The sequence below is a fragment of the Paraburkholderia podalyriae genome, assembly GCF_014397785.1.
Classification (GTDB): domain Bacteria; phylum Pseudomonadota; class Gammaproteobacteria; order Burkholderiales; family Burkholderiaceae; genus Paraburkholderia; species Paraburkholderia podalyriae.
In genome coordinates, this window is the sequence record NZ_VZQQ01000006.1 from 149,737 (window position 1) to 176,731 (window position 26,995).

At 65.1% G+C, this 26,995-nt stretch carries 27 protein-coding genes; 15 read left to right on the forward strand and 12 right to left on the reverse strand.

Annotation, left to right across the window (positions count from 1 at the left end; all coding sequences use genetic code 11):
- Positions 1-13 precede the first annotated feature (13 nt).
- The 4 genes from F6X42_RS09135 to F6X42_RS09150 form a co-directional block, all read right to left on the reverse strand.
- Entirely contained in the window at positions 14-1,291 is a 1,278-nt protein-coding gene (locus F6X42_RS09135; RefSeq protein ID WP_187633895.1) for an MFS transporter, read from the reverse strand.
- A 252-nt stretch (positions 1,292-1,543) separates the two neighbouring features.
- The gene (locus tag F6X42_RS09140) at positions 1,544-2,113 is read right to left on the reverse strand and encodes a YceI family protein (RefSeq protein WP_187634024.1); all 570 of its coding nucleotides are present in this window, start codon (positions 2,111-2,113) and stop codon (positions 1,544-1,546) included.
- Between the two features lie 114 nt (positions 2,114-2,227).
- The gene (locus F6X42_RS09145) at positions 2,228-2,788 is read right to left on the reverse strand and encodes a YceI family protein (protein ID WP_187633896.1); all 561 of its coding nucleotides are present in this window, start codon (positions 2,786-2,788) and stop codon (positions 2,228-2,230) included.
- An 8-nt stretch (positions 2,789-2,796) separates the two neighbouring features.
- Positions 2,797-3,357, reverse strand: a complete 561-nt coding sequence (locus tag F6X42_RS09150; protein ID WP_187633897.1) for a cytochrome b — start codon at positions 3,355-3,357, stop codon at positions 2,797-2,799.
- 450 nt (positions 3,358-3,807) lie between these two features.
- Here F6X42_RS09150 and F6X42_RS09155 point away from each other — a divergent pair, with 450 nt between their 5' ends.
- The 7 genes from F6X42_RS09155 to F6X42_RS09185 all read left to right on the forward strand — a co-directional run bounded on the left by F6X42_RS09155 (position 3,808) and on the right by F6X42_RS09185 (position 10,455).
- The gene (locus tag F6X42_RS09155) at positions 3,808-4,611 is read left to right on the forward strand and encodes a paraquat-inducible protein A (RefSeq protein WP_187633898.1); all 804 of its coding nucleotides are present in this window, start codon (positions 3,808-3,810) and stop codon (positions 4,609-4,611) included.
- A 7-nt stretch (positions 4,612-4,618) separates the two neighbouring features.
- Positions 4,619-5,269 carry a paraquat-inducible protein A gene (locus tag F6X42_RS09160; protein ID WP_187633899.1) on the forward strand — a complete coding sequence of 217 codons (651 nt, stop codon included), beginning with the start codon at positions 4,619-4,621 and terminating at the stop codon, positions 5,267-5,269.
- Complete coding sequence (locus F6X42_RS09165; RefSeq protein ID WP_187633900.1) at positions 5,262-6,923, forward strand: PqiB family protein; 1,662 nt, start codon at positions 5,262-5,264, stop codon at positions 6,921-6,923. The genes F6X42_RS09160 and F6X42_RS09165 overlap by 8 nt, the downstream gene beginning before the upstream one ends.
- Positions 6,920-7,693 (forward strand): PqiC family protein, encoded by a 774-nt coding sequence (locus tag F6X42_RS09170; protein WP_187633901.1) that lies wholly within the window; start codon positions 6,920-6,922, stop codon positions 7,691-7,693. Before F6X42_RS09165 ends, F6X42_RS09170 begins: the two co-directional genes overlap by 4 nt.
- Positions 7,694-7,838: 145 nt before the next feature.
- Entirely contained in the window at positions 7,839-9,125 is a 1,287-nt protein-coding gene (locus tag F6X42_RS09175) for a THUMP domain-containing class I SAM-dependent RNA methyltransferase (protein ID WP_187633902.1), read from the forward strand.
- A 164-nt stretch (positions 9,126-9,289) separates the two neighbouring features.
- On the forward strand, positions 9,290-9,673 hold the full coding sequence (locus F6X42_RS09180) for a VOC family protein (protein ID WP_187633903.1): 384 nt from the start codon (positions 9,290-9,292) through the stop codon (positions 9,671-9,673).
- Positions 9,674-9,711: 38 nt separating this feature from the next.
- Positions 9,712-10,455, forward strand: coding sequence for a helix-turn-helix transcriptional regulator (locus F6X42_RS09185; RefSeq protein ID WP_187633904.1), 744 nt, complete (start codon positions 9,712-9,714; stop codon positions 10,453-10,455).
- Positions 10,456-10,508: 53 nt separating this feature from the next.
- Here the strand turns inward: F6X42_RS09185 and F6X42_RS09190 are convergent, their stop codons facing one another.
- The 3 genes from F6X42_RS09190 to F6X42_RS09200 are packed head-to-tail and all read right to left on the reverse strand — an operon-like array spanning position 10,509 to position 13,460.
- Positions 10,509-11,966, reverse strand: a complete 1,458-nt coding sequence (locus F6X42_RS09190) for an NAD(P)(+) transhydrogenase (Re/Si-specific) subunit beta (RefSeq protein WP_187633905.1) — start codon at positions 11,964-11,966, stop codon at positions 10,509-10,511.
- A complete protein-coding gene (locus F6X42_RS09195; protein ID WP_187633906.1) occupies positions 11,967-12,305 on the reverse strand; it encodes an NAD(P) transhydrogenase subunit alpha part 2 in 339 nt (112 codons plus the stop codon).
- Positions 12,306-12,317: 12 nt separating this feature from the next.
- Positions 12,318-13,460: a Re/Si-specific NAD(P)(+) transhydrogenase subunit alpha gene (locus F6X42_RS09200; RefSeq protein ID WP_187633907.1), complete on the reverse strand. Its 1,143-nt coding sequence runs from the start codon at positions 13,458-13,460 to the stop codon at positions 12,318-12,320.
- Between the two features lie 329 nt (positions 13,461-13,789).
- On the opposite strand from F6X42_RS09200, the gene F6X42_RS09205 reads away from it, so the two are divergent.
- From F6X42_RS09205 to F6X42_RS09240, 8 genes are all read left to right on the forward strand, one after another.
- Positions 13,790-14,269 carry an NUDIX hydrolase gene (locus tag F6X42_RS09205; RefSeq protein ID WP_187633908.1) on the forward strand — a complete coding sequence of 160 codons (480 nt, stop codon included), beginning with the start codon at positions 13,790-13,792 and terminating at the stop codon, positions 14,267-14,269.
- Positions 14,270-14,327: 58 nt separating this feature from the next.
- A complete protein-coding gene (gene mnmA, locus F6X42_RS09210; protein ID WP_187633909.1) occupies positions 14,328-15,581 on the forward strand; it encodes a tRNA 2-thiouridine(34) synthase MnmA in 1,254 nt (417 codons plus the stop codon).
- Positions 15,582-15,852: 271 nt separating this feature from the next.
- Positions 15,853-17,463, forward strand: coding sequence for an FMN-binding glutamate synthase family protein (locus F6X42_RS09215; RefSeq protein ID WP_187633910.1), 1,611 nt, complete (start codon positions 15,853-15,855; stop codon positions 17,461-17,463).
- Positions 17,464-17,644: 181 nt separating this feature from the next.
- On the forward strand, positions 17,645-18,652 hold the full coding sequence (gene glyQ / locus F6X42_RS09220) for a glycine--tRNA ligase subunit alpha (protein WP_187633911.1): 1,008 nt from the start codon (positions 17,645-17,647) through the stop codon (positions 18,650-18,652).
- Between the two features lie 15 nt (positions 18,653-18,667).
- Positions 18,668-20,770, forward strand: a complete 2,103-nt coding sequence (gene glyS / locus F6X42_RS09225; RefSeq protein ID WP_187633912.1) for a glycine--tRNA ligase subunit beta — start codon at positions 18,668-18,670, stop codon at positions 20,768-20,770.
- 10 nt (positions 20,771-20,780) lie between these two features.
- The gene (gmhB, locus tag F6X42_RS09230) at positions 20,781-21,335 is read left to right on the forward strand and encodes a D-glycero-beta-D-manno-heptose 1,7-bisphosphate 7-phosphatase (protein ID WP_187633913.1); all 555 of its coding nucleotides are present in this window, start codon (positions 20,781-20,783) and stop codon (positions 21,333-21,335) included.
- A gap of 39 nt (positions 21,336-21,374) precedes the next feature.
- Positions 21,375-22,133 (forward strand): lysophospholipid acyltransferase family protein, encoded by a 759-nt coding sequence (locus F6X42_RS09235; RefSeq protein WP_187633914.1) that lies wholly within the window; start codon positions 21,375-21,377, stop codon positions 22,131-22,133.
- A gap of 46 nt (positions 22,134-22,179) precedes the next feature.
- Complete coding sequence (locus F6X42_RS09240; protein WP_187633915.1) at positions 22,180-23,073, forward strand: M48 family metallopeptidase; 894 nt, start codon at positions 22,180-22,182, stop codon at positions 23,071-23,073.
- 50 nt (positions 23,074-23,123) lie between these two features.
- On the opposite strand, the gene F6X42_RS09245 is transcribed toward F6X42_RS09240, so the two are convergent.
- The 5 genes from F6X42_RS09245 to F6X42_RS09265 all read right to left on the reverse strand — a co-directional run bounded on the left by F6X42_RS09245 (position 23,124) and on the right by F6X42_RS09265 (position 26,992).
- Positions 23,124-23,873, reverse strand: a complete 750-nt coding sequence (locus F6X42_RS09245; RefSeq protein WP_187633916.1) for an IclR family transcriptional regulator — start codon at positions 23,871-23,873, stop codon at positions 23,124-23,126.
- Between the two features lie 99 nt (positions 23,874-23,972).
- Positions 23,973-24,725: an amino acid ABC transporter ATP-binding protein gene (locus tag F6X42_RS09250; protein WP_312892583.1), complete on the reverse strand. Its 753-nt coding sequence runs from the start codon at positions 24,723-24,725 to the stop codon at positions 23,973-23,975.
- Complete coding sequence (locus F6X42_RS09255) at positions 24,722-25,366, reverse strand: amino acid ABC transporter permease (RefSeq protein WP_187633917.1); 645 nt, start codon at positions 25,364-25,366, stop codon at positions 24,722-24,724. Before F6X42_RS09255 ends, F6X42_RS09250 begins: the two co-directional genes overlap by 4 nt.
- A gap of 21 nt (positions 25,367-25,387) precedes the next feature.
- The gene (locus tag F6X42_RS09260; protein ID WP_187633918.1) at positions 25,388-26,104 is read right to left on the reverse strand and encodes an amino acid ABC transporter permease; all 717 of its coding nucleotides are present in this window, start codon (positions 26,102-26,104) and stop codon (positions 25,388-25,390) included.
- Positions 26,105-26,155: 51 nt separating this feature from the next.
- Positions 26,156-26,992: an ABC transporter substrate-binding protein gene (locus tag F6X42_RS09265; protein ID WP_187633919.1), complete on the reverse strand. Its 837-nt coding sequence runs from the start codon at positions 26,990-26,992 to the stop codon at positions 26,156-26,158.
- Positions 26,993-26,995 lie beyond the last annotated feature (3 nt).

The following is a 26,995-nucleotide window of genomic DNA, read 5'->3' on the forward strand; positions in this document are numbered from 1 at the left end:
TACCGCCTCATTCCTAGCGGAACCCCAGCTTGCGCCGCGCGCCGATCAGCGCCGCGATGCTCAGCAGCGCGGCGAACATCACGTAGTAGCTCGGCGCGGCCTTCGAGCCGGTCGCGCTGATCAGCCACGCGATGATGAACGGCCCGAAGCCGCCGAAGATCGTCACCGCGATGTTATACGCGAGCGACATGCCGGTCGTGCGCGTCTGCACCGGGAACATCTCCGACAGCAGCCCCGGCGTCGCGCCGAAGTAGCCGCTGACGAGAAAGCCGAACACGATCTGCCACACGATCAGCGTGCCGAAGCTCGGATGCGCGATCAGCAACGCGAACGCAGGATAGACGAGCACGAACAGCAGTACCGCCGCGCTCAGCATGATGCGCGTGCGTCCATGCAGGTCCGACCAATGCCCGGCCACCGGCGAGAACACCATCTGGATCAGGCCCGTCACCGCAATCGCCGCAAACGCGACCGACGGCGCGAGCCCCAGTTGCCGCACACCATAGGTCGGCATGAACAGCATCAGATAAGCCGACACGGTCCCGAGGATCACCACGCCCATCGCGATCACGAGCCGCAGCTTCTGCGTCGCGAACGTATCGCGCAGCGGCGTCTGCGTCGTTTCGGCGGCCAGGAATTCGGGCGTCTCGTCGAGCCTGGTGCGGATGTAGAACGCAACCGGCCCGATCAGCAGACCGAAGAAGAACGGCACGCGCCAGCCCCACGACGCCATTTGCTCGGGCGACAGTTGGCCAGTCAGCAACGCGCCGAAGCCTGCCGCGAGCAGCGTCGTCAGACCCTGGCTCGCCATCTGCCAGCTCGCGTAGAAGCCGCGCCGCCCCGGCACGTGCTCGGCGAGAAACGCGGTCGCGCTGCCGAACTCGCCGCCAGCCGAGAAGCCCTGCATCAGCCGTGCGAGCACGAGGATCAACGGCGCGGCGAGGCCAATGCTCTGATAGGTCGGCAGAATCGCGATGATCAGCGTGCCGCTCATCATCAGCAAGATGGAGAGCGTGAGCGCCGCCTTGCGCCCGGCGCGGTCCGAGTACGCGCCGATCACGATCGCACCGAGCGGCCGCATGAAAAACGACACGCCGAACGTGCCGAGCGTGAGCAGCAGCGATACGGTCTCGTTGCCGGCCGGAAAAAACAGCTTGGAGATGGTCACGGCGAAAAAGCCGTACACCACGAGATCGAACCATTCGAGCGCGTTGCCGATCGAGGCGGCCACCACCGCGCGCCACGAATTCTGCCGGCTTCCCGCGACGCTTGCTGCTGTCGTTGAATTCATCCAGATCTCCTGTCCCGCGCGAGATATTTATCGACGCGAACGCCTGGCGCCCGCGCTGGCCACCCCGGCAACGCGCGCACCGCCGGCATGACTCGATGCGCTCTATTTAACTGAAAAAATAAAAATGAAGCGAGCGCCAGATGGGCCGATGGCTGCCACGCATGGCCGCGGCGTTCGCAACAGGCGATAAAAAACCGCTTCGTCGGTGAACGACCGAAGCGGTTTTCTGGCTGCGGCGCAGCGCGAACGCGCTTACTGCTGCTTGATACCTTCCGACTGGATATGCAGGCGCGTCTGCATGCTGAAGCCGTACTTCGCGCCGAACTCCATGCCGTAATCGGCGCGATTGAATTCGGTGCTTGCCTCGACGCCGCATACTTCGCGCTTGAGGACCGGGTGTTGCATGCACTTGAACGAATCGATCTTCAGATTCACCGGCTTCGTGATGCCGCGAATCGTCAGCGTGCCGATCACCTCGACGGGCTTGTCGCCGTCGAACTTAATCTCGGTGCCCTTGTAGGTCACGGTCGGATACTTCTCGACGTCGAAGAACTCGGCGGCCCTCAGGTGATCGTCGAGCTTCGGGTTGCCGGTCTGCACCGAAGCGGGATCGACGGTGACGTCGATGGTGCCGGTTTTGGCCGCGCGATCGAGCGTCACCGTTCCCGTGGTCTTCGTGAATTTGCCGCGCCAGATCGACAGACCGCCGAAGTGATCGGCCTCGAAGCTCGGAAACGTATGCATCGGATCAAGCGAATAGGTATCGGCGGCGAAGGCGCCAAGCGACAGCGACGAAGCCAGCGCGCCAACAGCGATCAACATGGACGTTTTCAATTCGTGCTCCTGTTTTGTGTTGAAAATCGCGGTGCAACCTGCGGTGGGAAAACGGCCGCGCCCCACGTGGCGCGGCGCACATCGCGAATGCCGCGCGCGTTACTAGTGCGCGGCGACGATATGAAACTTGATCACGACCTCGTCGGCGACGACCGATGTGTCCTTCCATTCGCCGGTGCCGATGTCGAACTGCGAGCGCTTGATCGGCAGCGCGCCGTCGAAGGTCTGCATCGCGCCCTGCTGGCCGACCGTGACCGGCACCACGACCGTCTCCGACTTGCCCTTGATGGTCAGCTTACCGGTCACCTTGAACTGGTTGCCGCCGGCCGGCGCGATCGCGCTGGACACGAACGTCGCGCTCGGAAAGGTTTTCGCGTCGAACCATTCCTTGCCGCGCACCTGCTCGTTGTAGCTCTCGTCGCCGAGATCGTAGCTGGCGACGTCGATGTTGAGCTGCGCACTGCCGGCCGTCGGTTTGGCCGGATCGAAGCTGACCTGCGCCGTGAACTTGTTGAACTTGCCTTCGACCGGCACGTTCATCTGCTTCGAGGTAGCCATCACCGAACTCTTCGCGACGTCGACCTGCGCGAGCGCCGCACCCGCGGTGCTCAACGACGCCGCCGCGAACGCGGCGAGCATGTAGCGATAAAACGAAACCTTCATGGATGTCCTTATTTGAGGAAAGGAAGCATGCGAGACAGCAGGCCGTCGCGATCGAACCATTGATGCTTGAGCGCCGCCGCGGTGTGTAGCGCGACCAGCACGAGCAACGTGTAATTCAACGCGATGTGCAGGTTCTTCAGCACTTCCTTCAGGTGCGGATCGGGCGCGATGATTCGCGGCAGCGGAATCAGCCCGAGGTAGACGACCGGCACGTTCGCCGCCGAGCTATACAGATAGCCGGACACGGGAATCACGATCATCAGCACGTACAGCAACAGATGTGTGACATGCGCGGCGCCACGTTGCCAGGTGGGCATGCGGCGCGGCATCGGCGGCGAGGCGTGGGTCGCGCGCCACAGGATGCGCACGATCGCGAGCGCGAACACGGTCACGCCGATCCATTTGTGCCACGAGAAATAGCGCAGCTTAGTGGGCGTGAAGCCCGGGATGTCGGTCATCACCCAGCCGAGCGCAAAGCCGCAGACGATCAGCAGTGCGATCAGCCAGTGAAACGCGATGGCGGTCCGCGTGTACGACTCCCGGGTACCGAACGATGGATTGAGTGTCATGACAGATCAACGCAGGCAGTTAGAAGTTAACGGCGCGCCGCGGCCAGCTATTCCGCGATCGCCGCCGCGCATCGGCGCGGCGCGCGCGGCCGATGCGGCGGACATCATCGCCACAAAAGGCCGCCGGGCATGCCACGGGCGCCATGCTACCCCAAGCGCGAAAAGCTGGCTGGAGCGCGTCGGCGGAACGGGCCCGAATTTTGCGCTGCAATGGCCCCAAGGCGTCGCGTCACCGCCCTTGCGTTGAACGATTCGGGGACGGAAAGCCCCGAAGCGACGCCATCTCAGGCCCGGACCAGCGCGCGGCGGGGACGGCGCCACGCCCCGCGCCGCGCGCGGCTCGCGTCGGTCGCGAGGCCGCGTTTGGTACTATTGCTGCTCACCGCCGCCCGACCCCTCGTAAAGAGCAGGCCTTGCACGCCGCTACTACGTCGTTAGCCCATCTGCCGCATGGAACATGACAACCTGATCGCGTGCCATGAATGCGATACGCTGTTCCGCAAGCCACGGCTTGTCGGGCGCGTCGCCGCGCGCTGTCCGCGCTGCGGCGCGACGCTCTATCGCGGCGTCTCGCGCAAGCTCGACGCGATCTGCGCGCTGACGCTCGCCGCGCTGTTTACGTTCCTGATCGCGCAGGGCTTTCCGATCGTCGAACTCGAAACCAACGGCATCACGTCGCAGACCACGCTGTTCGGCGCTCTCATCGCGCTGTGGGGCGAGGACATGGAGATCGTCGCCGTGATGGTGTTCTGCTCGACCCTCCTCTTTCCGCTCACCGAACTCGTCGCGCTGCTATACGTGCTGGTGCCGCTGCGCGCGGGCTACGTGCCCGCGCACTTCAATCGCGTGCTGCGCGCGATCCAGTTCGTGCGGCCGTGGGGCATGATCGAAGTGTTCATGCTCGGCGTGCTGATCACGATCGTTAAGATGGTGAGCATCGCGCGCGTGATTCCCGAGGCGGCGCTGTTCGCGTTCGGCGCGCTGACGCTGATGTTGGCGGTCGTCGTCACATTCGATCCGCGCGTGCTGTGGGATGTCGCCGACGAGCTCGACGCGCGCGGCGACCAGCCGTTGCCGCGCACGTCGGCCGACAGCGCGGCGGTCGCGGTCGGCTCACTCGCCGGTCCGCCGGCGCCGTCCGCCAGCATCGCGGCCTCGACCGGTGACACCGCCGGTGGCACCGCGGGTGACTCAACCCACGGCCCAGCGGGCAGCACCTCGCCCGGCTTGCCGCCCACGGGGCGCGAACGATGAGCCCGCGATGAAATACGTCACCGCGAAACGCGCGGGCCTCCTGTCCTGCCATTCGTGCGGTCGCGTCGAACCGCGCATCCGCTCGGTCACGCCGCAGCACTGCGGCCGCTGCGGCGCGCGTCTGCACTCGCGCAACCCCGACAGCGTGATGCGCACATGGGCGCTGCTGATCGCCGCGGCGCTGCTGTATATTCCGGCGAACCTGCTGCCGGTGATGCACACGTCGTCGCTGCTCGGCTCCGAGGACGACACCATCATGAGCGGCGTCGTCTATTTCTGGACCTCCGGCGACTGGCCGCTCGCGATGATCGTGTTCATCGCCAGCATCATGGTGCCGATGCTGAAGCTCTCGGTGCTCGTGCTGCTCACCGTCAGCGCGCAGCGCCGCTCGCACTGGCGTCCGCAACAGCGCACGACACTGTACCGGATGGTCGAGCGGATCGGCCGCTGGTCGATGCTCGACGTCTTCGTCGTCACGCTCACCGTGGCGCTCGTGCGTTTCAAATCGCTGGCCGTGATCACGGCCGGGCCAGGCGCTATCGCGTTCGGCTCGGTCGTGATCCTGACGATGCTGGCCTCCATGCAATTCGATCCACGACTCATCTGGGACCCCGTGGAAAGCAGTACCCCAACACCTCAGGATCTCGATCATGACTAGCCCGCAAGAACCGACGCCCGCTTCCGATGACGCGCCGCGCAACGATTCGAACGGACCCAGACTGCCGCCCCAACTGCCCGACCCCGACATCGAACCACGCAGCCGCTGGCTGCCGTCGCTCGTCTGGGTAATTCCGCTGATTGCCGCGCTGATCGGCATCGCGCTCGTGGTCAGGTCGGTGACCGAGCGCGGGCCGGTGATCACGATCAGCTTCGTCAGCGCGGAAGGGCTCGAGCCGGGCAAGACCAAGGTCAAGTACAAGGACGTCGATGTCGGTGCGGTGAAGACGATCACGCTGGCGCCGGATCTGTCGCACGTGCTGGTGCAGGTGCAGCTCACCAAGGAAGGCGGAAAGTTCGCGGTCAAGGACTCGCGCTTCTGGGTGGTGCGTCCGCGCGTCGGCGCAAGCGGCGTGTCGGGTCTGACCACACTGCTGTCGGGCTCGTACATCGGCGCCGACGCGGGCCGCTCGACCGACAGCGAGAGCGACTTCGTCGGCCTCGAAACGCCGCCGCCCGTTACCGGCGATAAAAAAGGCCGTCAGTACACGCTGCACGGCGATTCGCTCGGCTCGATCGACATCGGCTCGCCGATTTTCTATCGGCGCGTGCAGGTCGGTCAGGTGGTCGGCTTCTCGCTCGACAAGGACGGCACCGGCGTCACGATGCGGGTGTTCGTGTCCGCGCCGTTCGACCAGTACGTCGGCACCAACACCCGCTGGTGGCATGCGAGCGGCGTCGATCTGCGGCTCGATTCGAGCGGCTTCAAGCTGAATACGCAGTCGCTCGCGACGGTGATCGTCGGCGGGCTGTCGTTCCAGTCGCCACCGGGACAGAACATGGGCCCGCAGGCGCCGAACGACCAGACGTTCCGCCTCGGCTCGGACGAAGGGGACGCGATGCGCGAACCGGACGGCGTCCCCTTGCGCGTCGTGATGAACTTCAACCAGTCGCTGCGCGGGCTGTCGATCGGCGCGCCGGTCGACTTCCGCGGCATCGTGCTCGGCCAGGTGACCAATATCGGCATCGACTACGATCCGAAGACTCAGAGCTTCACCATGCCGGTCACGATGAACCTGTACCCGGACCGCCTCGGCAAGCGCTTCCGCGAGAGCGCGCCGCAGGCGGGCACGCTCGCCGGCGAGAACCTGCTGCAGGAACTCGTCAGGCACGGACTGCGCGGCCAGTTGCGCACCGGCAACCTGATCACGAGCCAGCTGTACGTGGCGCTCGATATCTTCCCGAAAGCGCCGCCGGCCAAGGTCGACGTGACGACCGATCCGCTCGAGCTGCCGACCATTCCGAACACGCTCGACGAATTGCAGCTGCAGGTCGCCGACATCGCGAAGAAGCTCGACAAGGTGCCGTTCGACCAGATCGGCGCGAACCTGAACACCGCGCTGAAGAACGCCGACCAACTGTTCTCGCGTCTCGACAAGGAAGTCGTGCCGCAGGCGCGCGACACGCTGACGGCCGCGAAGCAGACCTTCAGTTCGGCCCAGGCAACCTTGCAGCAGGATTCGCCGATGCAGTCCGACGTTCATCAGGCGTTGCAGGAACTGACGCGCACGTTGCAGTCGCTGAACGCGCTGTCGGACTACCTGGAACGTCATCCCGAATCGCTGTTGCGTGGTAAATCAGGAGATAAACCATGATGTTTGCCCGGCTCCCCCGTCCGCCGCGCGCGCTCGTGCGCGCCGCCGTACGCGGCGTCGTGTATGGCACCGCGCTGGCCGCGGCGCTCGCCATCGCGGCGTGCTCGTCGCCGTCGAGCCGTTTCTATACGCTGGGCGGCGCGGATAGCGCAGCGGCCGGCGCGAATGGCGCCGCGTCGGCCGTCGCGCGCACGGGCGCCGCGCCCGCGTGGCTGATCGAAGTCGCGCCGGTCAACGTGCCGCCGCAGGTAGCGAGAAATCAGCTGGTCGTGCAGAGCGGGCCGACTCAGGTGCAGTTGCTCGAACAGGAACGCTGGGCGTCGCTGCCCGGCGATGAAATCCGCCGCGCGCTGTCGACGAATCTGACGCAGCAGCTCGGCACCCTCGATACGTTCGGCACCGCGCACCCCGACGACGTGGCCGTCTACCGGATCGCGATGAACGTGCAGCGCTTCGAGTCGTGGCCCGGCTCACATGCGTTGATCGACGCGGTGTGGAGCGTGCGGGCCGTGCGCAGCAATGCGGTGATGACGTGTCGCAGCGTGGTCGGCGAAACGGTTGGCGGCGGGTACGACGCGCTCGTCGATGGACATCGGCGCGCGCTTGCGGAAGTGTCGACGCAGATCGCGATCGGGGTTCGCGCGATGGCGGCCGCGGCCGTCGTTACCACGGCCACAACGGGCCGGACTTCGCCTTCCGCCAGACCGGCCGCGGCGCCGGTCGTGCCGCCCTGTCCTTCCGCGGAAACGGCCACGGGAGCCGGCGCCTGACAGGGCCTGGCCGGCGGCAGCCCGGTGCGCGCGTGCACACGTGTGTTCCTACGGGTCGCGCCGTGGGCCGGCGCGCCAATCGCGCCGGCCCGCCGACCCTGACCGCGTACAATAGCGCCTTATCCAACGCCTTGCGGCAACCTCAATGTCCTTCGATTTCTTCCTTCCTTGCCCGCGCGGGCTCGAAGCTTCGCTCGCGGCCGAACTCGCCGAAATTGCCGCCGAACATCTGAACGGCGCCGCATTCACGGCCGGCGTCCAGGTGCCGGGCGGCGTGCATTTCAGCGGCGGCTGGGCCGCCGGCATGGCGGCCAACCTGCACTCGCGTCTCGCGAGCCGCGTGCTGCTGAAAATCGCGCAGCGGCCCTATCGTGGCGAGCAGGACATCTACGCGCTCGCGCTCGAACAGCGCTGGGAGCAGTGGTTCTCCGCGCACGAGACGCTGCGCGTCGACGTCACCGCGATCAAGTCGCCGCTGCGCAGCCTCGAGTTCACGACGCTGCGCGTGAAGGACGCGATCTGCGATCGTCTGCGCGAAAAGAGCGGCGCGCGACCGAACATCGACACCGCGATGCCCGACGTGCGCGTGTTCGCGTTCGTGACCGCGACCGACTGCACGCTATACCTCGATACCTCGGGCGATCCACTGTTCAAGCGCGGCTGGCGCCTGGACAAGGGCGCGGCACCGCTGCGCGAAAATCTCGCCGCGGGCATCCTGCGACTGACCGGCTGGCAGGCCGGCACGCCGCTCTACGATCCGATGTGCGGCAGCGGCACGTTTCTCGCGGAAGCGGCGCAGGTCGCGCTGAACATCGCGCCGGGCGTCGAGCGGCGCTTCGGCTTCGAAAAGCTCAAACAGTTCGACGCGCGGATCTGGCAAGCGCTGAAGGGCGCCGCGCTCGAAGCGAAAAACGCGGCACGCGGCTCGCGCGGCACGGATCTGCAGATTTTCGGCAGCGATATCTCCGGCGACATGCTCGAAAAAGCACGCGCGAATTTCGAGCGCGCCGGCTTGCCGGCCATTGCGCTGAAGCAGCTCGACGCGCGCGACATGACGCCGCCGACATCGACGCCGGGCATCCTCGTCGCGAATCCGCCGTATGGCGAGCGGATCGAAGTGCGCGGCCGCAATGCGCGCGGCGAGCTTCGCGAAGGCCGCGGCAATCGCGACGACGACGGCTTCCGCCGCGTTCAGGAAGAAGTGCCGGACAGCGAATTTTTCCAGTTGCTCGGCAATGCGTTGAAGCAGCGCTTTGCCGGATGGCATGCGTTTATCCTGACATCGGATCGCAAGCTACCGGGTCAACTGCGGCTGCGCGAATCGACGAAGACCCCGCTGTTCAACGGCGCGCTCGAATGCCGGCTGTTCCGCTTCGATCTGATTGCTGGCAGCGTGCGGCAGCGTCCGCAGGGCGATACGCCGGCGGCTTGAGGTAGTTTCTAGCGGGCGGCGCGCGCTGTCGTCGCCCTGTGGTTGCCCTGTCGTCGCGGCGTCTTCCCACCCTACTGCCACCACGCTGTCAGCAGCACCCCCGCACACTCCTTCCCACGCCATCCGGCGCTTGAACGGCCTACTGCCAACCGAAGGAGAATGTCATGTCCGCATTGCCCAAACTCGTTGCCTGGTTCGAGATCCCGTCGATCGATTTCGATCGCGCGGTGCGCTTCTACGAAGCCGCGCTCGACGCCCCGCTGAATCGCCAGGAGATCGGCGGCCAGCCGATCGCCGTATTCAGCTACGAGGAGCCCGCGACCGGCGGCGCGATCGTCCACAATCCGTCGATGACGCCCGGCGCCGACGGCGTCACCGTCTACCTGAACGCGCTGCCCAACGTCGACGCGACCCTCGCGCGCATCGAACGTGCGGGCGGCAAGACCGACGGCCCGGTGATCAAGCTGCCGCAGGACATCGGCTATATCGCGTTCTTCACCGATACCGAAGGCAACCGCGTCGGTCTGCATTCGCGCACCAACGGCTAAGCGCGCCTGAAGCCGCCGCGCCCCAACCGAAGGCCGCCATGCGGCGCTATCATCGCGGGACCGTCCCCCTCCTCCTCTACCCGACGCCCACGATGACGCGCCGCGCCGACCGCCTGTTCCAGATCGCCGAACTGCTGCGCGGCCGGCGCCTGACCACCGCTCAGCAACTGGCCGACTGGCTGAACATCTCGCCGCGCACGGTCTATCGCGACGTGCGCGATCTGCAATTGTCAGGGGTGCCGATCGAAGGCGAAGCGGGCATCGGTTATCGGCTGTCGCGCTCGGCGAGTCTGCCGCCGCTCACCTTCACCGCCGACGAACTCGCCGCGCTCGCCGCCGGCGCGCGCATGCTCGAGTCGTGGGGCGGCGCGGGCTTCGCGAGCGGCGCGCGTGGCGCGCTGGCCAAAATCGCGTCGGCAATGCCCGCCGACAAGCGCGCGGCGCTCGAACGGCTCGCCATCTTTGCGCCGTCGTTTCACATCAAGGGAGATTTTTCGACGCAACTCGACACGCTGCATCGCGCGATCGATACGCGCCAGGTGGTGCGCTTCGCCTACACCGACGCGAACGGCGCCGACACCGAGCGCCGCGTCTGGCCGCTCGCGCTCGCGTACTGGGGCGCGCGCTGGACGCTCGGCGCATGGTGCGAACTGCGCGGCGATTTCCGCAACTTCGGACTGGAGAAGATGCGCGATCTCGAAGTGCTCGACACTTATCCGGATCAGGAAGGCAGGCGGCTCGCGGATTTGCTGCGGCATGTGGACGCGAGGCCGAAAAGATGAAAAGGATCGCGGCGGCGACACACCGCGATCTTAGGTTGTTCAGCGCTAACGAACTAGTCGACCGCCTTCACCATATCCTCGATCACCTTTTTCGCGTCGCCGAACACCATCATCGTCTTGTCCATGTAGAACAGGTCGTTATCGAGCCCGGCGTAGCCCGCCGCCATCGAGCGCTTGTTGACGATCACGGTGCGGGCCTTGTATGCCTCGATAATCGGCATGCCGGCGATCGGCGACTGCGGATCGTTCTTCGCCGCCGGATTCACCACGTCGTTCGCGCCAAGCACCAGCACCACGTCGACCTGGCCGAACTCGCCGTTGATGTCCTCCATCTCGTAGACCATGTCGTACGGCACTTCGGCCTCGGCGAGCAGCACGTTCATGTGACCCGGCATGCGGCCGGCCACCGGGTGAATCGCGTACTTCACCTCGATACCCTTCTCGACCAGCTTGTCGGTCAGCTCCTTCAGCGCATGCTGCGCGCGCGCCACGGCCAGCCCATAGCCCGGCACGATCACGACTGTCTCGGCGTTGCCGAGCATGAACGACGCGTCGTCCGCCGAACCCGATTTCACCGGACGCTGCTCGGCCGCGCCGCCCGCGGCCGCGCCCGCGCCCGGCTCGTTGCCGAAGCCGCCGAGGATCACGTTGAAGAACGAGCGGTTCATCGCGCGGCACATGATGTATGACAGGATCGCACCCGACGAACCGACCAGCGAGCCGGCGATGATCAGCATCGGATTGTTCAGCGAAAAGCCGATGCCCGCCGCCGCCCAGCCCGAGTACGAGTTCAGCATCGACACGACGACCGGCATGTCCGCGCCGCCGATCGGAATGATGATCAGCACGCCGAGCACGAACGCGATGATCGTCATGATGATGAACGGCAGCCATGACTGCGTGAGGAAGAACAGGATGCCGAAGCCGAACATCGCGAGCGCGAGCATCAGGTTGATCAGATGCTGGCCGCCGTAGACGACCGGCGCGCCCTGAAACAACCGGAACTTGTACTTGCCCGACAGTTTGCCGAACGCGATCACCGAACCGGAGAACGTGATCGCGCCAACGAACGTGCCGATGAACAGCTCGATGCGATTGCCGTACGGCAGGAAGCCCTCGATCGGCACGTCGGGATCGACGAGGCCGAACGCGGCCGGCTCCGACACCACCCCATACGCTATGCACACGGCCGCGAGACCGATCAGCGAGTGCATCGCCGCGACGAGCTCGGGCATCTTCGTCATCTCGACGCGCGCGGCGACGAACGCGCCGATCGCGCCGCCGATCACGAGCCCGAACAGCAGCAGGCCGAGACCGAGACCGAGATTGGAGCCGAGCGCTTCGGCCTGCCGCGAGATCAGCGCGATGGTCGTCAGAATCGCGATCGCCATGCCGACCATGCCGAAGGTATTGCCAACGCGCGCGGTCTTTGGATTCGATAGTCCCTTGAGCGCCTGGATAAAGCAGACCGACGCGACCAGATACAGCAGCGTGACGACGTTCAGGCTCATTTACGTACCCTCCTTGCCGCCAGCCATGGGTTTGGATTCCAGCTTCCTGGGTTCCTTCTTCCTGAACATCTCCAGCATGCGCCGGGTGACGAGAAAGCCGCCGAACACGTTGACCGCCGCGAGCGCGACCGCGACCGTGCCGAAGATCTTGCCCGCGCCGCCGACCGTCAGCCCCGCCGCAAGCATCGCGCCGACGATCACGATCGCCGAGATCGCATTGGTCACGGCCATCAGCGGCGTATGCAGCGCGGGCGTGACGTTCCAGACCACGTGATAGCCGACGTAGATCGCCAGCACGAAGGTGATCAGATTGATCACCGTGTGATTGATGACTTCCATCGCCGTTGCCTCCTAGGCTTTGCGCGTGACCTGGCCGTCGCGGGCCAGCAGCGTGGCCGCGACGATGTCGTCCGCGAGATCGATGTTCAGCGTGGCTTCCTTCGTGACGATCAGCTTCAGGAAGTCGAGCAGGTTGCGCGCGTACAGCGACGACGCGTCGGCGGGCACCATCGCGGCGAGATTCGTATAGCCGACGATCTGCACGCCATGGCGCACCACCACCTGGTCCGCCTCGGTCAGCGGACAATTGCCGCCGCGCCGGCCATCGACTTCCGCGCCGCGGCCGGCCGCGAGGTCGACCAGCACGGAGCCTGGTTTCATCGCCTGCACGGTGTCGACCGACAGCAGCGTCGGCGCCGGGCGGCCCGGAATCAGCGCGGTCGAGATCACGATGTCGGCCTGCTTTGCACGCTCGTGCACCAGCGCCGACTGGCGCGCGAGCCACGACGGCGGCATCGGCCGCGCATAGCCGCCGACACCCTGCGCGGCGTCGCGTTCTTCGTCGGTTTCATAGGGCACGTCGAGAAACTTCGCGCCGAGCGATTCGATCTGCTCCTTGACGGCTGGGCGCACGTCGGACGCCTCCAGCACGGCGCCGAGGCGCTTCGCGGTCGCGATCGCCTGCAAGCCGGCCACGCCCGCGCCCAGAATCAGCACCCGCGCGGCCTTCACGGTGCCGGCCGCGGTCATCAGCATCGGCATGAAGCGCGGATAAAGGGTCGCCGCGAGCAGCACCGCCTTGTAGCCGGCGATATTCGCCTGCGACGAGAGCACGTCGAGGCTCTGCGCGCGTGTCGTGCGCGGCGCGGCTTCGAGCGCGAACGCGGTCACGCCGGCCGCGGCGAGTTTGCCCGTATTGTCGGCGTTGAACGGGTCGAGCATGCCGACGAGCGTCGCGCCGCGCTTCAGAAGCGGCAGTTCGGAATCAGTGGGGGATTGGACTTTGAGGACGAGATCGGCGCCGAACGCGGTGGCGGCATCGACGATTTCCGCGCCCACGGCCGTATAGGCGTCGTCGGGAAAGCTCGCGCCGGCGCCCGCGCCGCTCTGGAGCGTGACCCGGTGCCCTTGCGCCACGTACTTCTTGACCGTTTCGGGCGTCGCGGCAACGCGGGTTTCATGCGCGCGCGTCTCGGCTGGCACTCCGATGTGCATCGTGGTTCCTCCTCGACTTCCTGTTTGACGGCAGATCCGCCGACGAGGCTCGCCGGCTTGCAGATGCAACGGCTAATGCAGGGCCTCACTTTAACCGAAACCGCCACGGCGCAGAAATCGGGGTCGATGCGAATGCGCGGTAGACCGCCAAATTGTTGCCGATCTGCCGCGAACCGGCCGCGAATCCGGTGTGAACCTGCTCTGAACCTGCTCTGAACCTGCTGTGAACCCGGTGTGAACCTGTTGCTAGCCACCAGTGGTCGCCGCCCCGCCCCAGCGCCCGCCCGCCGCCCGGCAGCCGGCGCGCATAACCGGTAAAATGCGCACCCATGAAACCGGAAACCTGGGTGCCGCACGTGACCGTCGCGGCGATCGTCGAGCGTCACGGGCGCTTCCTGCTGGTCGAGGAACACACCACCGCCGGCCTGCGCCTGAACCAGCCCGCCGGCCACCTCGAGGCGGGCGAAACGCTGCTGGAAGCGGTGGTCCGCGAAACGCTCGAGGAAACCGCCCATCCGTTCGCGCCCGAGGCGCTCGTCGGCATGTACATGACCCACATCGAGCGACCGGACCGCGCGGGCACCACTTACCTGCGCTTCACCTTTTGCGGCGCGGGCGGCGAGCCGGACCCGGCGAGCTCGCTCGATGCGGACATTGTCCGCACGCTGTGGATGAGCGCCGAAGAGTTGCGCGCGTGCCCCGATCGGCATCGCACGCCGCTCGTGATGCAGTGCATCGACGATTACCTGGCCGGCCGGCGTTTCCCGCTCGACTTCGTGCATACGCATTCGGTCGGGCCGAAGCGGTAAGGCCGTCACTAGCGGCCCCCAAGATCCATGCAGTCATGCAGCACCCAGTGAGTACCTTATGAGCAAGCGTAAAGTCGTAGTAGGCATGTCGGGCGGCGTCGATTCGTCGGTTACCGCGTGGCTGCTGAAGGAACAGGGCTACGACGTGGTCGGCCTGTTCATGAAGAACTGGGAAGACGACGACGACAGCGAATACTGCTCGACGCGCCAGGACTGGATCGACGTGGTGTCGGTGGCGGATCTGATCGGCATCGACGTCGAGGCGGTCAACTTCGCGGCCGAGTACAAGGACCGCGTGTTCGCCGAGTTCCTGCGCGAATATTCGGCCGGCCGCACGCCGAACCCGGACGTGCTGTGCAACGCCGAAATCAAGTTCAAGGCCTTCCTCGATCACGCGATATCGCTCGGCGCGCAGACCATCGCGACCGGCCACTATGCGCGCGTGCGCGAGAACGACGGCCGCTTCGAGCTGCTGAAGGCGCTCGATCATACGAAAGACCAGTCGTACTTCCTGCATCGGCTGAACCAGGCGCAGTTGTCGAAAACCCTGTTCCCGCTCGGCGAAATTCCCAAGACGAAAGTGCGCGAGATCGCCGCGCAGATCGGCTTGCCCAACGCGAAGAAGAAGGATTCGACCGGCATCTGCTTCATCGGCGAGCGGCCTTTCCGCGACTTCCTGAACCGCTATCTGCCGACCAAACCGGGGCCGATGAAGACCATCGACGGCAAGATCGTCGGCGAACACATCGGCCTCGCGTTCTACACGTTCGGCCAGCGCAAGGGCATCGGGCTCGGCGGCAGCAAGGACGGCAGCGGCGAGCCGTGGTTCGCCGCCGGCAAGGACATTCCGACCAATACGCTGTACGTCGCGCAGGGGCACGATCATCCGTGGCTGCTGTGCGATACGCTGTCGGCGGGCAACACGAGCTGGGTCGCGGGCGAGCCGCCGGCCGACGGCTTCGTGTGCGGCGCGAAGACGCGCTACCGGCAGGCCGACGCGCGATGCACGTTCAACGCCGCGACGGCTGGCGGTTCGGGCGAAGGCCTGTTCGAGCTGACCTTCGACGCCGCGCAATGGGCCGTCACGCCGGGGCAATCGGCGGTGCTGTACGACGGCGACGTGTGCCTCGGCGGCGGCATCATCGAACGCGCGATAACCGGGCAGCCGGCCGAGCTGCCGCAGGATCAGGCGCCGAAACAGACCCGCGCGCAGCGTCGCAAGCAGGCGCACAAGCCAAAGCAGCCGCAGGGCCCATCTCAGGACGAGCCTCAAACCCCGCGGCAAAAAGCGGCGCTGCTCGGCGCGCGTTGAGCGATGCATCACGGCGAGCGCGGCGGGTCGCACCACGCCGACACGCGCGCGCTGCACACGCCATTCGCCTCGCGCCCCCCACTCGATGCAGTCACACACGCTTCACCTTCGCGTGCAACGCTGGCCTTCATTCTCAGGCCTTATCTTCGGGCTTCCCCGCTCCGCGTCACGCCGCGACCTGCGGCCGCCAGTTTCCCTTCGCGACGGATTCCGTCCGCGCCCCTCGCGCAGACGAGCCCGCCGCAATGATCTTCACCGCACTGGAGTCCCCATGTTTTCTCGACGCTATCTGGCCATGTGGTGCGCCATCGCGCTCACCGCGGTATGTGCCGCGCTCGCCGCGACGCATCGTCTGTCGTGGTTCTGGATCATCGTGCCGGCCGCGCTCGTCGCGCTCGGCGTGTTTGACCTGACGCAACAGCGCCACGCGATCCTGCGCAATTACCCGCTGTGGGGCCACCTGCGTTTCATTTTCGAATTCATCCGTCCCGAGATCCGTCAGTATTTCGTCGAAGACGATACCGACGAGAAACCGTTCTCGCGCGCGCAACGCAGCATCGTCTATCAGCGCGCGAAGAACGATGTCGACAGCCGCCCATACGGCACGCGGATCGACGTGAAGGCGGTCGCGCACGAATGGATCAGCCACTCGCTCGCGCCGACCACGCTCGACGGTCACGACTTTCGCATCGTCGTCGGACCCGATCGCGCGCAGCCGTATTCGATGTCGATCTTCAACGTGTCGGCGATGAGCTTCGGCTCGCTATCGGCCAATGCGATCATGGCGCTGAATCTCGGCGCGAAGAAAGGCAACTTCGCGCACGACACCGGCGAAGGCTCGATGTCGAAATATCACCGCGAACATGGCGGCGACATCATCTGGGAAATCGCGTCCGGCTATTTCGGATGCCGTAGCGACGACGGCAGCTTCAACGCCGAAAAATTCGCCAGGCAGGCCGCCGAACCGCAGGTAAAGATGATCGAGGTGAAGCTGTCGCAGGGCGCAAAGCCCGGTCACGGCGGCGTGCTGCCGGCCGCGAAGATCACGCCCGAAATCGCCGAGACGCGCGGCGTGCCAATGGGCCGCGACTGCATCTCTCCGGCGACACATTCCGAGTTCTCGACGCCGCGCGAGCTGCTCGAATTCGTCGAGCGGCTGCGCACGCTGTCGGGCGGCAAGCCGACCGGTTTCAAGCTTTGCATCGGGCATCCCTGGGAATTCTTCGGTATCGCGAAGGCGATGCTGGAAACGGGCATCCTGCCGGACTTCATCGTCGTCGACGGCGCGGAAGGCGGCACCGGCGCGGCGCCGCTCGAATTCACCGATCACGTCGGCGTACCGTTGCAGGAAGGGCTGCTGCTCGTGCACAACACGCTGGTCGGCATCGGTCTGCGGCAGCGCATCCGCATCGGCGCGAGCGGCAAGATGATCACCGCGTTCGATATCGCGAAAACGCTCGCGATCGGCGCGGACTGGGTCAACGCGGCGCGCGGCTTCATGTTCGCGGTGGGCTGCATCCAGGCGCAGACCTGCCATACCGGCCGCTGCCCGACCGGCGTCGCGACCCAGGACCCGGTGCGCCAGCGCGCGCTCGTCGTGCCGGACAAGGCCGATCGCGTGTACAACTTCCACCACAACACGCTACACGCGTTACGGGAAATCATCCAGGCCGCCGGGCTCCGGCATCCGGCGGAACTGCGCGCGCATCACATCGTGCGGCGCGTGTCCTCGCATGAGGTGCGGCTGATGTCGGATCTGCTCAAGTATCTCGAACCGAACGATCTGCTCAACGGCAACTATCGCTATACGCTGTTCGAGACGTACTGGCCGATCGCGCAAAGCGATTCTTTCTCGCCGAAGGCGGAGTTGGCGGCGAGCTGAGCGTACGCGCGGCGGCTTGCCGCGCCGCCTGTCGCCCAAAAGCCGCATCGCGGCCCGTCCGACCCGCAAAACGGGCCGCCCCCCTTCCTTTCCGTTAAAATCTCGGGCTTAGCACTTCGCTCCACGGCCCCCTCGCGCGCTTACGCGCACGCGGCACGGCCCCATGCCCGAAAGGCACTTCATGCTCACGTTTCAGCAAATCATCCTGACCTTGCAGTCCTACTGGGACAAGCAGGGCTGCGCGTTGCTCCAGCCGATCGACATGGAAGTCGGCGCGGGCACGTCCCACGTCCACACGTTCCTGCGCGCGATCGGCCCCGAGCCGTGGCGCGCCGCCTACGTGCAGCCGTCGCGCCGCCCGAAGGACGGCCGCTACGGCGAGAACCCGAACCGTCTGCAGCACTACTACCAGTACCAGGTGGTGCTGAAGCCCGCGCCGGAAGACATTCTCGACCTGTACCTCGGCTCGCTCGAAGCGCTCGGCTTCGACCTGAAGCAGAACGACGTGCGTTTCGTCGAGGACGACTGGGAAAACCCGACGCTCGGCGCATGGGGTCTCGGCTGGGAAGTGTGGCTGAACGGCATGGAAGTGACGCAGTTCACGTATTTCCAGCAGGTCGGCGGTCTCGACTGCAAGCCGGTGCTCGGCGAAATCACCTACGGTCTCGAACGCCTCGCGATGTATCTGCAGAAGGTCGAGAACGTCTACGACCTCGTCTGGACCGAGTGGGAAGAACAAGGCCCGAACGGCCCCGAACTCCGCCGCCTGACCTACGGCGACGTGTATCACCAGAACGAGGTCGAGCAGTCCACGTATAACTTCGAGCACGCGAACGTCGATCTGCTGTTCACGTTCTTCAACAGCTACGAAGCGGAAGCGAAGCGCATGATCGATGCGCAGCTCGCGCTGCCCGCCTATGAACTCGTACTCAAGGCCGGCCACACGTTCAACCTGCTCGACGCGCGCGGCGCGATTTCGGTCACGGAACGCGCGGCGTACATCGGCCGGATTCGCGCGCTGTCGCGTGTGGTCGCACAGGCCTATTACGACTCGCGCGAAAAGCTCGGCTTTCCGATGCTCGGCAATCCGGTGCACGGTGTGCCCGGCCTCACCACCGACGCGCAGGACGCCGCGATGCCCGCGTGGGCGCCGCCGCTGAAAGTCGAACGCAAGATCGACCAGGACTGACGAGAACTTCAACCAATGACTCAATCTCAACACGCTACCCTGCTCGTCGAGCTGCTGACCGAAGAACTGCCGCCGAAGGCGCTCGCGCGTCTCGGCGACGCCTTCGCCGAAGGCATTGCGCAGCGCCTCGCGGCGCGCGACCTGATCGAAGGCGAGCAGCCGTCGTTCGAACGCTTTGCGACGCCGCGTCGCCTCGCGGTGACGATTCACAACGTGCGCGCGGTCGCGCCGGAAAAACACGTGCGCGAAAAAGTGCTGCCCGTTTCCGTCGCGCTCGACAAAGACGGCCAGCCCACCGCGCCGCTCGCGAAAAAGCTCGCCGCGCTCGGCTTCGCCGACTTCACGGTGGGCGACCTCGAACGCGCGCCGGACGGCAAGGCCGAAGCGTTCTTCCTGCGCTACGCGGCGCCGGGCGCGACGCTCGCCGATGGCCTGCAAGGCGCGCTCGACGAGACGCTCGCGAAGCTGCCGATTGCAAAGCCGATGACCTATCAGCGTCCGGACGGTTCGAGCGTGCAGTTCGTGCGTCCGGCGCATCGTCTGACCGCGCTGCACGGCGAGGAAATCGTGCCGGTCAGCGCGCTCGGCATCGACGCCGACGACACCACGCTCGGCCACCGCTTCCTGTCCGAAGGCTTCGTGCAGATCCAGCACGCGCGGTCGTATGCCGAAACGCTCGAACACAGGGGCCGCGTGATCGCGAGCTTCGCGAAGCGCAAGGAAGCGATCCGCTCGCAACTCCTCGCGCAAGCCGGTGAAGACAAGGTCGTGATGCCCGAAGCGCTGCTCGACGAAGTGACGTCGCTGGTCGAATGGCCGGTCGTCTATGAGTGCCGCTTCGAGGACGAATTCCTGCAGGTGCCGCAGGAATGCCTGATCCTGACGATGCAAACGAACCAGAAGTACTTCGCGCTGACCGACGCGAACGGCAAGTTGCGCTCGCGCTTCCTGATCGTGTCGAACATCGAGACCGCGACGCCGGTCGAGATCGTCGAAGGCAATGAGCGCGTGGTGCGTCCGCGTCTCGCCGACGCGAAGTTCTTCTTCACGCAGGACAAGAAGAAGCCGCTCGCGGATCGCGTGCCGCTGCTCGCGAACGTGGTCTATCACAACAAGCTCGGCTCGGCGCTGCAACGTGTGGAGCGGCTCGAAGGACTGGCCGGCGCGATTGCGACACTGATCGGCGCCGACGTCGCGCTCGCGAAGCGCGCCGCGCGCCTCGCGAAGGCCGACCTGATCACCGACATGGTCGGCGAATTCCCCGAGCTGCAAGGCACGATGGGCACGTACTACGCACGCCACGACGGCGAGCCGGAAGAAGTCGCGCTGGCGTGCTCGGAACACTACCAGCCGCGCTTCTCCGGCGACGCTTTGCCCACCACCGCGACCGGCACCGTCGTCGCGCTCGCGGACAAGCTCGAAACGCTGGTCGGCATCTGGGGCATCGGCCTGCAACCCACCGGCGAGAAAGACCCGTTCGCGCTGCGCCGTCATGCGCTCGGCGTGCTGCGCATTCTGGTCGAGAAGCAATTGAACGTCGACTACGTCGAGCTGCTGCGCGCCGCTTATGCGCAATTCGCCAGCGTGCCGAACGTCGCCGATTCGACCGACGCGATCTACGAGTTCAGCATGGACCGCCTGCGCGGCCTGCTGCGCGAACGCGGCTATGCGGCGGGCGAAATCGACGCGGTGCTCGCGCTGAACCCGACCCGGCTCGACGACCTCGTCGCGCGCCTCGACGCGGTGCGCGAATTCGCATTGCTCGCTGAAGCGGCATCGCTGGCGGCGGCCAACAAGCGTATCTCGAACATCCTGAAGAAGTCGGAAGGCGTGACGAACGGCGCCGTGCAGCCTGGATTGTTCACCGAAGCAGCGGAGAAGGCGCTCAACGCGCAGCTCGAACAGGTGACGCCGCGCGTGCAATCGCAACTGGCCGTGCGCGACTACACCGGCGCGCTGACCGCACTGGCCGCGCTGCGCGAGCCGGTCGACACGTTCTTCGATGACGTGATGGTCAACGCCGAAGATCCGGCGTTGCGCGCGAACCGCCTGGCTCTGCTCGGCGCGCTGCATCAGCAGATGAACTGCGTCGCCGATATTTCCCGACTCGCCGCCTGAGCACCGCGCCATGCCGATTAAGAAAGTGGTGATCCTCGACCGCGACGGCGTGATCAACGTCGACTCCGACGCGTTCATCAAGTCGCCGGACGAATGGGTCCCGCTGCCCGGCGCGCTGGAAGCGATCGCGCGACTGAACCAGGCGGGCTATCGCGTCGCGATCGCGACGAACCAGTCGGGCATCGGCCGCGGTCTGTTCGACATGGACGCGCTGAACGCGATGCATCTGAAGATGCACCGGATGGCGGCAGCGGTCGGCGCGCGCATCGAAGCGGTGTTCTTCTGCCCGCACACGGCGGAAGATCACTGCGAATGCCGCAAGCCGAAGCCCGGCATGCTGAAGATGATCACCGAGCGGTTCGAGGTCGATCCGGCGCATACGCCGACGGTCGGCGATTCTCTGCGCGATCTGCAGGCGGGCGCGGCGCTCGGTCATCCGGTGCATCTGGTGCTGACCGGCAAGGGTCGCAAGACCCTCGCCGCGGGCGGCCTGCCCGAAGGCACGATCGTTCACGACGACCTGCGCGCGTTCGCGCTCGACTTTCTCGCCGACGCTCAGGAATAAACGCGCGCACCGCGCTCCCAACCCTCTCCGACCACGCCGATGCGCTTTATCCGCTCCCTGCTGCTGCTGATCTATTTCGTTGTGGTCACGGTGCCATACGCGACCGCGTGCTTCATCGCCTTCCCGTTCCTGCGCGCGGAAAACCGCTACTGGATGGCGGCCGGCTGGTGTCGCCTCACGCTGTGGGCGGTGCGCTACCTCAATGGCATCCGCTACCGTATCGAAGGTTTCGAGAACCTGCCCAACGGGCCCGCCGTGCTGCTGTCGAAGCATCAGTCGGCGTGGGAAACGCTCGCGTTTCCGGCAATCATGCCGCGCCCGCTGTGCTACGTGTTCAAGCGCGAGCTTTTGTATGTGCCGTTCTTCGGCTGGGCGCTCGGCATGCTGAAGATGGTTCACATCAACCGCAAGGAAGGCAAATACGCGTTCGTATCGGTCACGAACCAGGGCAAGGCCCGCATGGCCGAAGGCGCATGGGTCATCATGTTTCCGGAAGGCACGCGCACGCCGACCGGCAAGCAGGGCAAGTACAAGACCGGCGGCGCGCGCTTCGCGATCGCGACCGGTGCGCCCGTCGTGCCGATCGCGCACAACGCGGGCCGCGTGTGGCCGCGCAACTCGTTTCTTAAATATCCGGGTATAGTCACGGTGTCGATTGGCAAGCCGATCGACACGACGGGGCTCACGCCCGACGAAGTGAACACGCGCGTCGAGCAGTGGATCGAAGCCGAGATGCGCCGCATCGATCCGACTGCCTATAGCGCGGCGGCCAATGGTTCCGCCGCCGCTCCCATCTGACGCGCCGCCCTCGAAGCCCGAAGGCGTATTGCGCGAAGCGAAGCCGATGCAGAAGTCTCCCACGCCGCAGCCCGCCGCGGCGCTCGAAAACCGGCAGCTCGATCTCCCGCTCTTCGCCGAGCCGGGGTCGACGTCGTCGTCTCCTTCACCTTCCGCACCGGGTTCATTAGGCTCAGCGCCGGCCCTGCCGCCCGCCGCGCCGCTTGCGCCAGACGGCAGCAAGCTGCGCAGTCTCTCCATCGGCTCACGCACGCTGCATTACGCGCTCAAGCGTTCCGCGCGCCGCTCGATCGGCTTTGCGATCGACAGCAGCGGCCTCACGATCACCGCGCCGCGCTGGGTCACGCTCGCCGATATCGAAACCGCGATCACCGAAAAACAGCGCTGGATTTTTACGAAGCTGATCGAATGGCAAACGCGCGTCGAGCGGCGCGCGCTGCCGAAGATCGACTGGAAAAACGGCGCCGAAGTGCCCTACCTCGGTCAGCCGGTGCGCGTGACGCTCGGCGCGCCGCAAGGCATGCTCGCGTTCAGCGCCGAACACGGGTCGCTGCAATTGCCGCTACCGTTGCAAGCCGATCAGCAGCAGATCAAGGATCGTGTGCAGGGCTGGCTGCAAGGCGAAGCGAAGCGGCTGTTTGGCGAGCGTCTGGCGTTTTACGCGCAGAAGCTCGGCGTCGACTATCGCGCGTATGCGTTGTCTTCGGCGGCGACTCGCTGGGGCAGTTGTTCGAGCGACGGCAAGATCCGCCTGAACTGGCGGCTGATTCACTTCCCGCTGCCGATCATCGATTACGTTGTCGCGCACGAGTTGGCGCATCTGCGCGAGATGAATCACAGTCCGCGCTTCTGGCAGACGGTCGAATCGATTTTTCCGGAATTCCGCGAGGCGCGGCAGACACTGAAGTCGCATCCGCCGGAGTTGTTGCCGACGCTTTGAGGCCGGGCAGCAAACCGCCCGCCCGCTCACCCGCACATGAACGCAACCCGCTATCGCTGCGAGAGCGCCTTCGCGGACTGCAAAAGATCGTCGAGCATCGCACCGCGTCTGTCCGGGCTCGTGTCGCGGCCGGTCATGAAACACAGCGCCGCAATCGGCAGGCTCGCGCGATCGCGAATCGGCGCCGCCATGCAAAGCCTGAACGCATTCGAGAGTCCTTCGGTGCAGCAATAGCCCTGTTCTTTGGCGGCCTGCACGTCCTTCAGGAATTCGTCGAATTCGATATTCACCCCGTTGTCGAGGATGAAATCTTCGGCCGGAATCAGTGCGCGAATCTCGTCGGCGTTCAGGTGACCTAGCAGCAGACGTCCGGTGGCGGTCCATGGAATCGGCACTCTGACGCCGATGTCCGAACTGATGTTGAATGGCCGCGCACTGTTCTCGGACAACACGACCGTGTACTTGTTGCCTTCCAGCATGCACAGCTGCGCGGTCTCGTCGTACTTCCTCACCAATGCCAGAATGGATTGATGCGCGCGGCTAATCAGATCGTTGTGCGTTGCATAGTCGGACCCGTAGTAGTGCATCTCACGCCCGAAGAACACGCTCCCATCCGCGGCCGTTTCGAGCCAGCCCACCTCCGCGAGAATCGCAACGAGCTCGTAGATGCTCGAACGCGGTGCACCGGTCGCCTCAATCAACTCGCGCATCGTCAGTGGGCGTTGGGCGATATGCAATTGCCTGAACATCGCGATGACGCGGTCCACGCCTCTCGCCCGTGACGATTCTGTAACAGCCATGCATTCACTCCGTAACGCGTTCATTCGACCGGTTGTCTTTCAAGCGACGTGAGTCTATCGCGCGGCAGACCCGCGAAAGCGACTTTCACACCGCGCTGGTCAATGGTCGAGAACTCTATGCAGAAACTGCCGGGTGCGTTCGTTCGCGGGATTGACGAAGATCTGCTCCGGGTCGCCCTGCTCGGCGATGACGCCCTTGTCCATGAACACCACACGGTCGGCGGTCTTGCGGGCAAAGCCCATTTCATGCGTGACGACGACCATCGTCATGCCGTCGCGCGCGAGTCCGCGCATCACCTCGGTGACCTCGCCGACCAGTTCCGGGTCCAGCGCGGACGTCGCCTCGTCGAAGAACATGATGCCGGGCTCGACCGCGAGCGCTCGCGCAATTGCCACGCGCTGCTGCTGACCGCCCGACAGCTGGCTCGGATAATGTTCCGCGCGGTCCGCGAGCCCGACACGCTCGAGCGCGTCCATCGCGCGCTTGCGCGCGTCGGCCGGACGCATGCGGCGCGCCTTGATCAGCGCGAGCGTGACGTTGCCGAGCGCGGTCTTGTGAGGAAACAGATTGAACTGCTGGAAGACCATGCCGACGTGGCCACGAATCTCCCGTGCCCGACGCGGATCATGCAACGGCACCTCGTTGACCCAGACCTCACCGGAGTCGGTCGTCTCCAGTCCCGCCATGATGCGCAGCACGGTGCTCTTGCCCGAGCCGGACGCGCCGATCAGCACCAGCACTTCACCCGAGCGCACCTCGAGGTTGATTTCGTTCAACACGCGGGTCGAACCGAATGCTTTACTGACGCCCGTCAGTGAAATGATGGGTCTGGGTTGGCTTTGGTTACTCACGACAATCTCCTGCGGTCATGGTGGCGTACCCATTGCGAGAGCGGGAAGCACACGGCGAAGTAAACGAGCGCGACGAGTCCGTAGATTTCGACGGGCTTTCCGATCCGGTCGACGATGGCCTGGCCACCGTGCATCAACTCGGACATGCCGATCATGCTGACGATCGACGTGTCCTTGATCAGCGACAGATACTGACCGACGAGCGGCGGCAGCACGATCTTGCCGGTCTGCGGCAGCACGACGAACGAGAACGCCTGAGCCCGCGTCAAGCCAAGGATTTGCGATACCTCCCATTGGCCCTTGGGTACCGACTCGATCCCTGAGCGGAAGACTTCGGCGATGTACGCGCCCTGGTACACGCTCAAGCCGATCGCGCCAGCTGCGAACACGTCGATCGCATAACCGAAGTACGACACGCCGAAATAGATGAACATCAGCGTGATGAGTACCGGCGTGCCACGAAACAGCTCGGTATAGAGTCGGGCGATGCGGGACGTGCCCCACGGTCCGAACGAGCGCAATACCGCGGCGAAAAGGCCGATCAGCGTGCTGCCCACGATGGCCGTAACTGAGAGCAGCAGCGTCATCAACAGACCTTGCAGCAGGATGGAGAAACTGGTTTTCAGCAATTCGACTGACATGATCCAACTCCAATCCGGTAATCAGGCCCGCTTCGTCCGGCGCATGAAACCTCCGCCGAAACCGGTGCGCGCCGGCATCGCGAGGGGAGGATGAAAGATCCGCGCTCCGAGCTGGCCCGCAAGCCAGGACAGTACGTTACTGAGCACGAGATACGCGACGAGCGTCACGCTGAACGTCTGAAGGTAGAGAAGCGTGCGCGAGTTGATCACGGTCGCCGTGCCGGTCAACTCCGGCAACGCAATGGCGGACAGCAGCGAGGTACCGAGCAGCAACTGGATCAGGTAGTTGACGATGGCCGGATAGACCGCGCGGGTGGCCTGCGGCAGCACGACCTCGGCGAAGATCTGCGCGGGCTCCAGTCCGAGAATGCCGGCGGCCTCGAGTTGGCCGCGCGGCACCGACTGTATGCCGGCGCGGAACACTTCCGACAGGTAGGCACCAACGTTCACGCCGAGTGCAATGACGCCCGCCCAGTATGCGTCGAGCGAAATACCCGCCGATGGCAAGCCGAAGAAAACGATGAAGATCTGCAGGAGCACAGGCGTATTGCGGATGATCTCAACGTAGCCACGAGCAATCCACCGAATCAGCGCGAGCGGAGAAGCACTGGCGAGCGCGGTCAGCAAACCAAGCAGTACCGCCAGGACGAATGCCAGCACGGTCACCTGCAAGGTCAGCCAGCTCGCGCTCAGGAACTCGGGTACGTAGCCCCACAAAGTCAGCCACTCGTAACTCATCGCGTACTCTCCACCGTTCGGGCTTCGTCAGATATCGGCATCTGCCGCTCGTTAAAATTGCGGATTGAGCGGGTAGCGCGGATCGGTGCCGAACCACTTGTTGTAGAGCTGCGCGTTCAGCTTCGATGCATTGATGTTGAAGAGGAACAGATTCAGGTAATTGAGCCATTCCTGATCACCGGCCTTGACCCCGAACGCGTTGTATTCGAGCGGCACCAGCGCTTCGTTCGTCACCGCGAGCTCAGGGTCGAGCTTGGCCTGATACGCAAGGAAGTTGTTGTCCTCGATCATCGCGTCGGCCTGCCCCTGCTTGACGGCGAGAATCGCGGCCTGCGAGCTGTCGTACTCCTGGATCTTGATCGGGATATTCAGCGAGCGAACTTCGTCGCCGTTGGTCGAGCCCTTGACCGTCGCAATCGTGCGACCGCCCATGTCCTTGACCGACTGAACGCCGCTATTTTTTCTGACCAGCAGCGCTTCGCTGGCCACCACGTAGGGGGCCGTGAATTCGATCACCTTCGCGCGCTCCAGATTCCGCGTGAAATTGCAGAACACGACGTCCACTTTGCTGGTCTGCAGGTTCGGAATCCGGTTCGCGCTCGTCGTATTCACGACCTCGAGCTTCACCCCCATCTGCTTCGCGAGTTCCTTCGCGAGGTCCACGTCATAGCCGTCCGGTTGGCCGTCCTTGTTATAGAACCCGAATGGCGCGAACGTCAGACAGTCGCCGACGCGCAGCGTGCCCCGCTGCAACACGGCCTGAAGCGTCGACGGCGATGCCGCTGCGCTCTGCTCCGGCGTGGAGACCTTGGTGCAGCCAGTGATTGCCAGCAAGCCAGCGATTGCGAACGGAAAGGCGGCTTTGGCGCCTCGTTGGGCAAGTTTCATGTG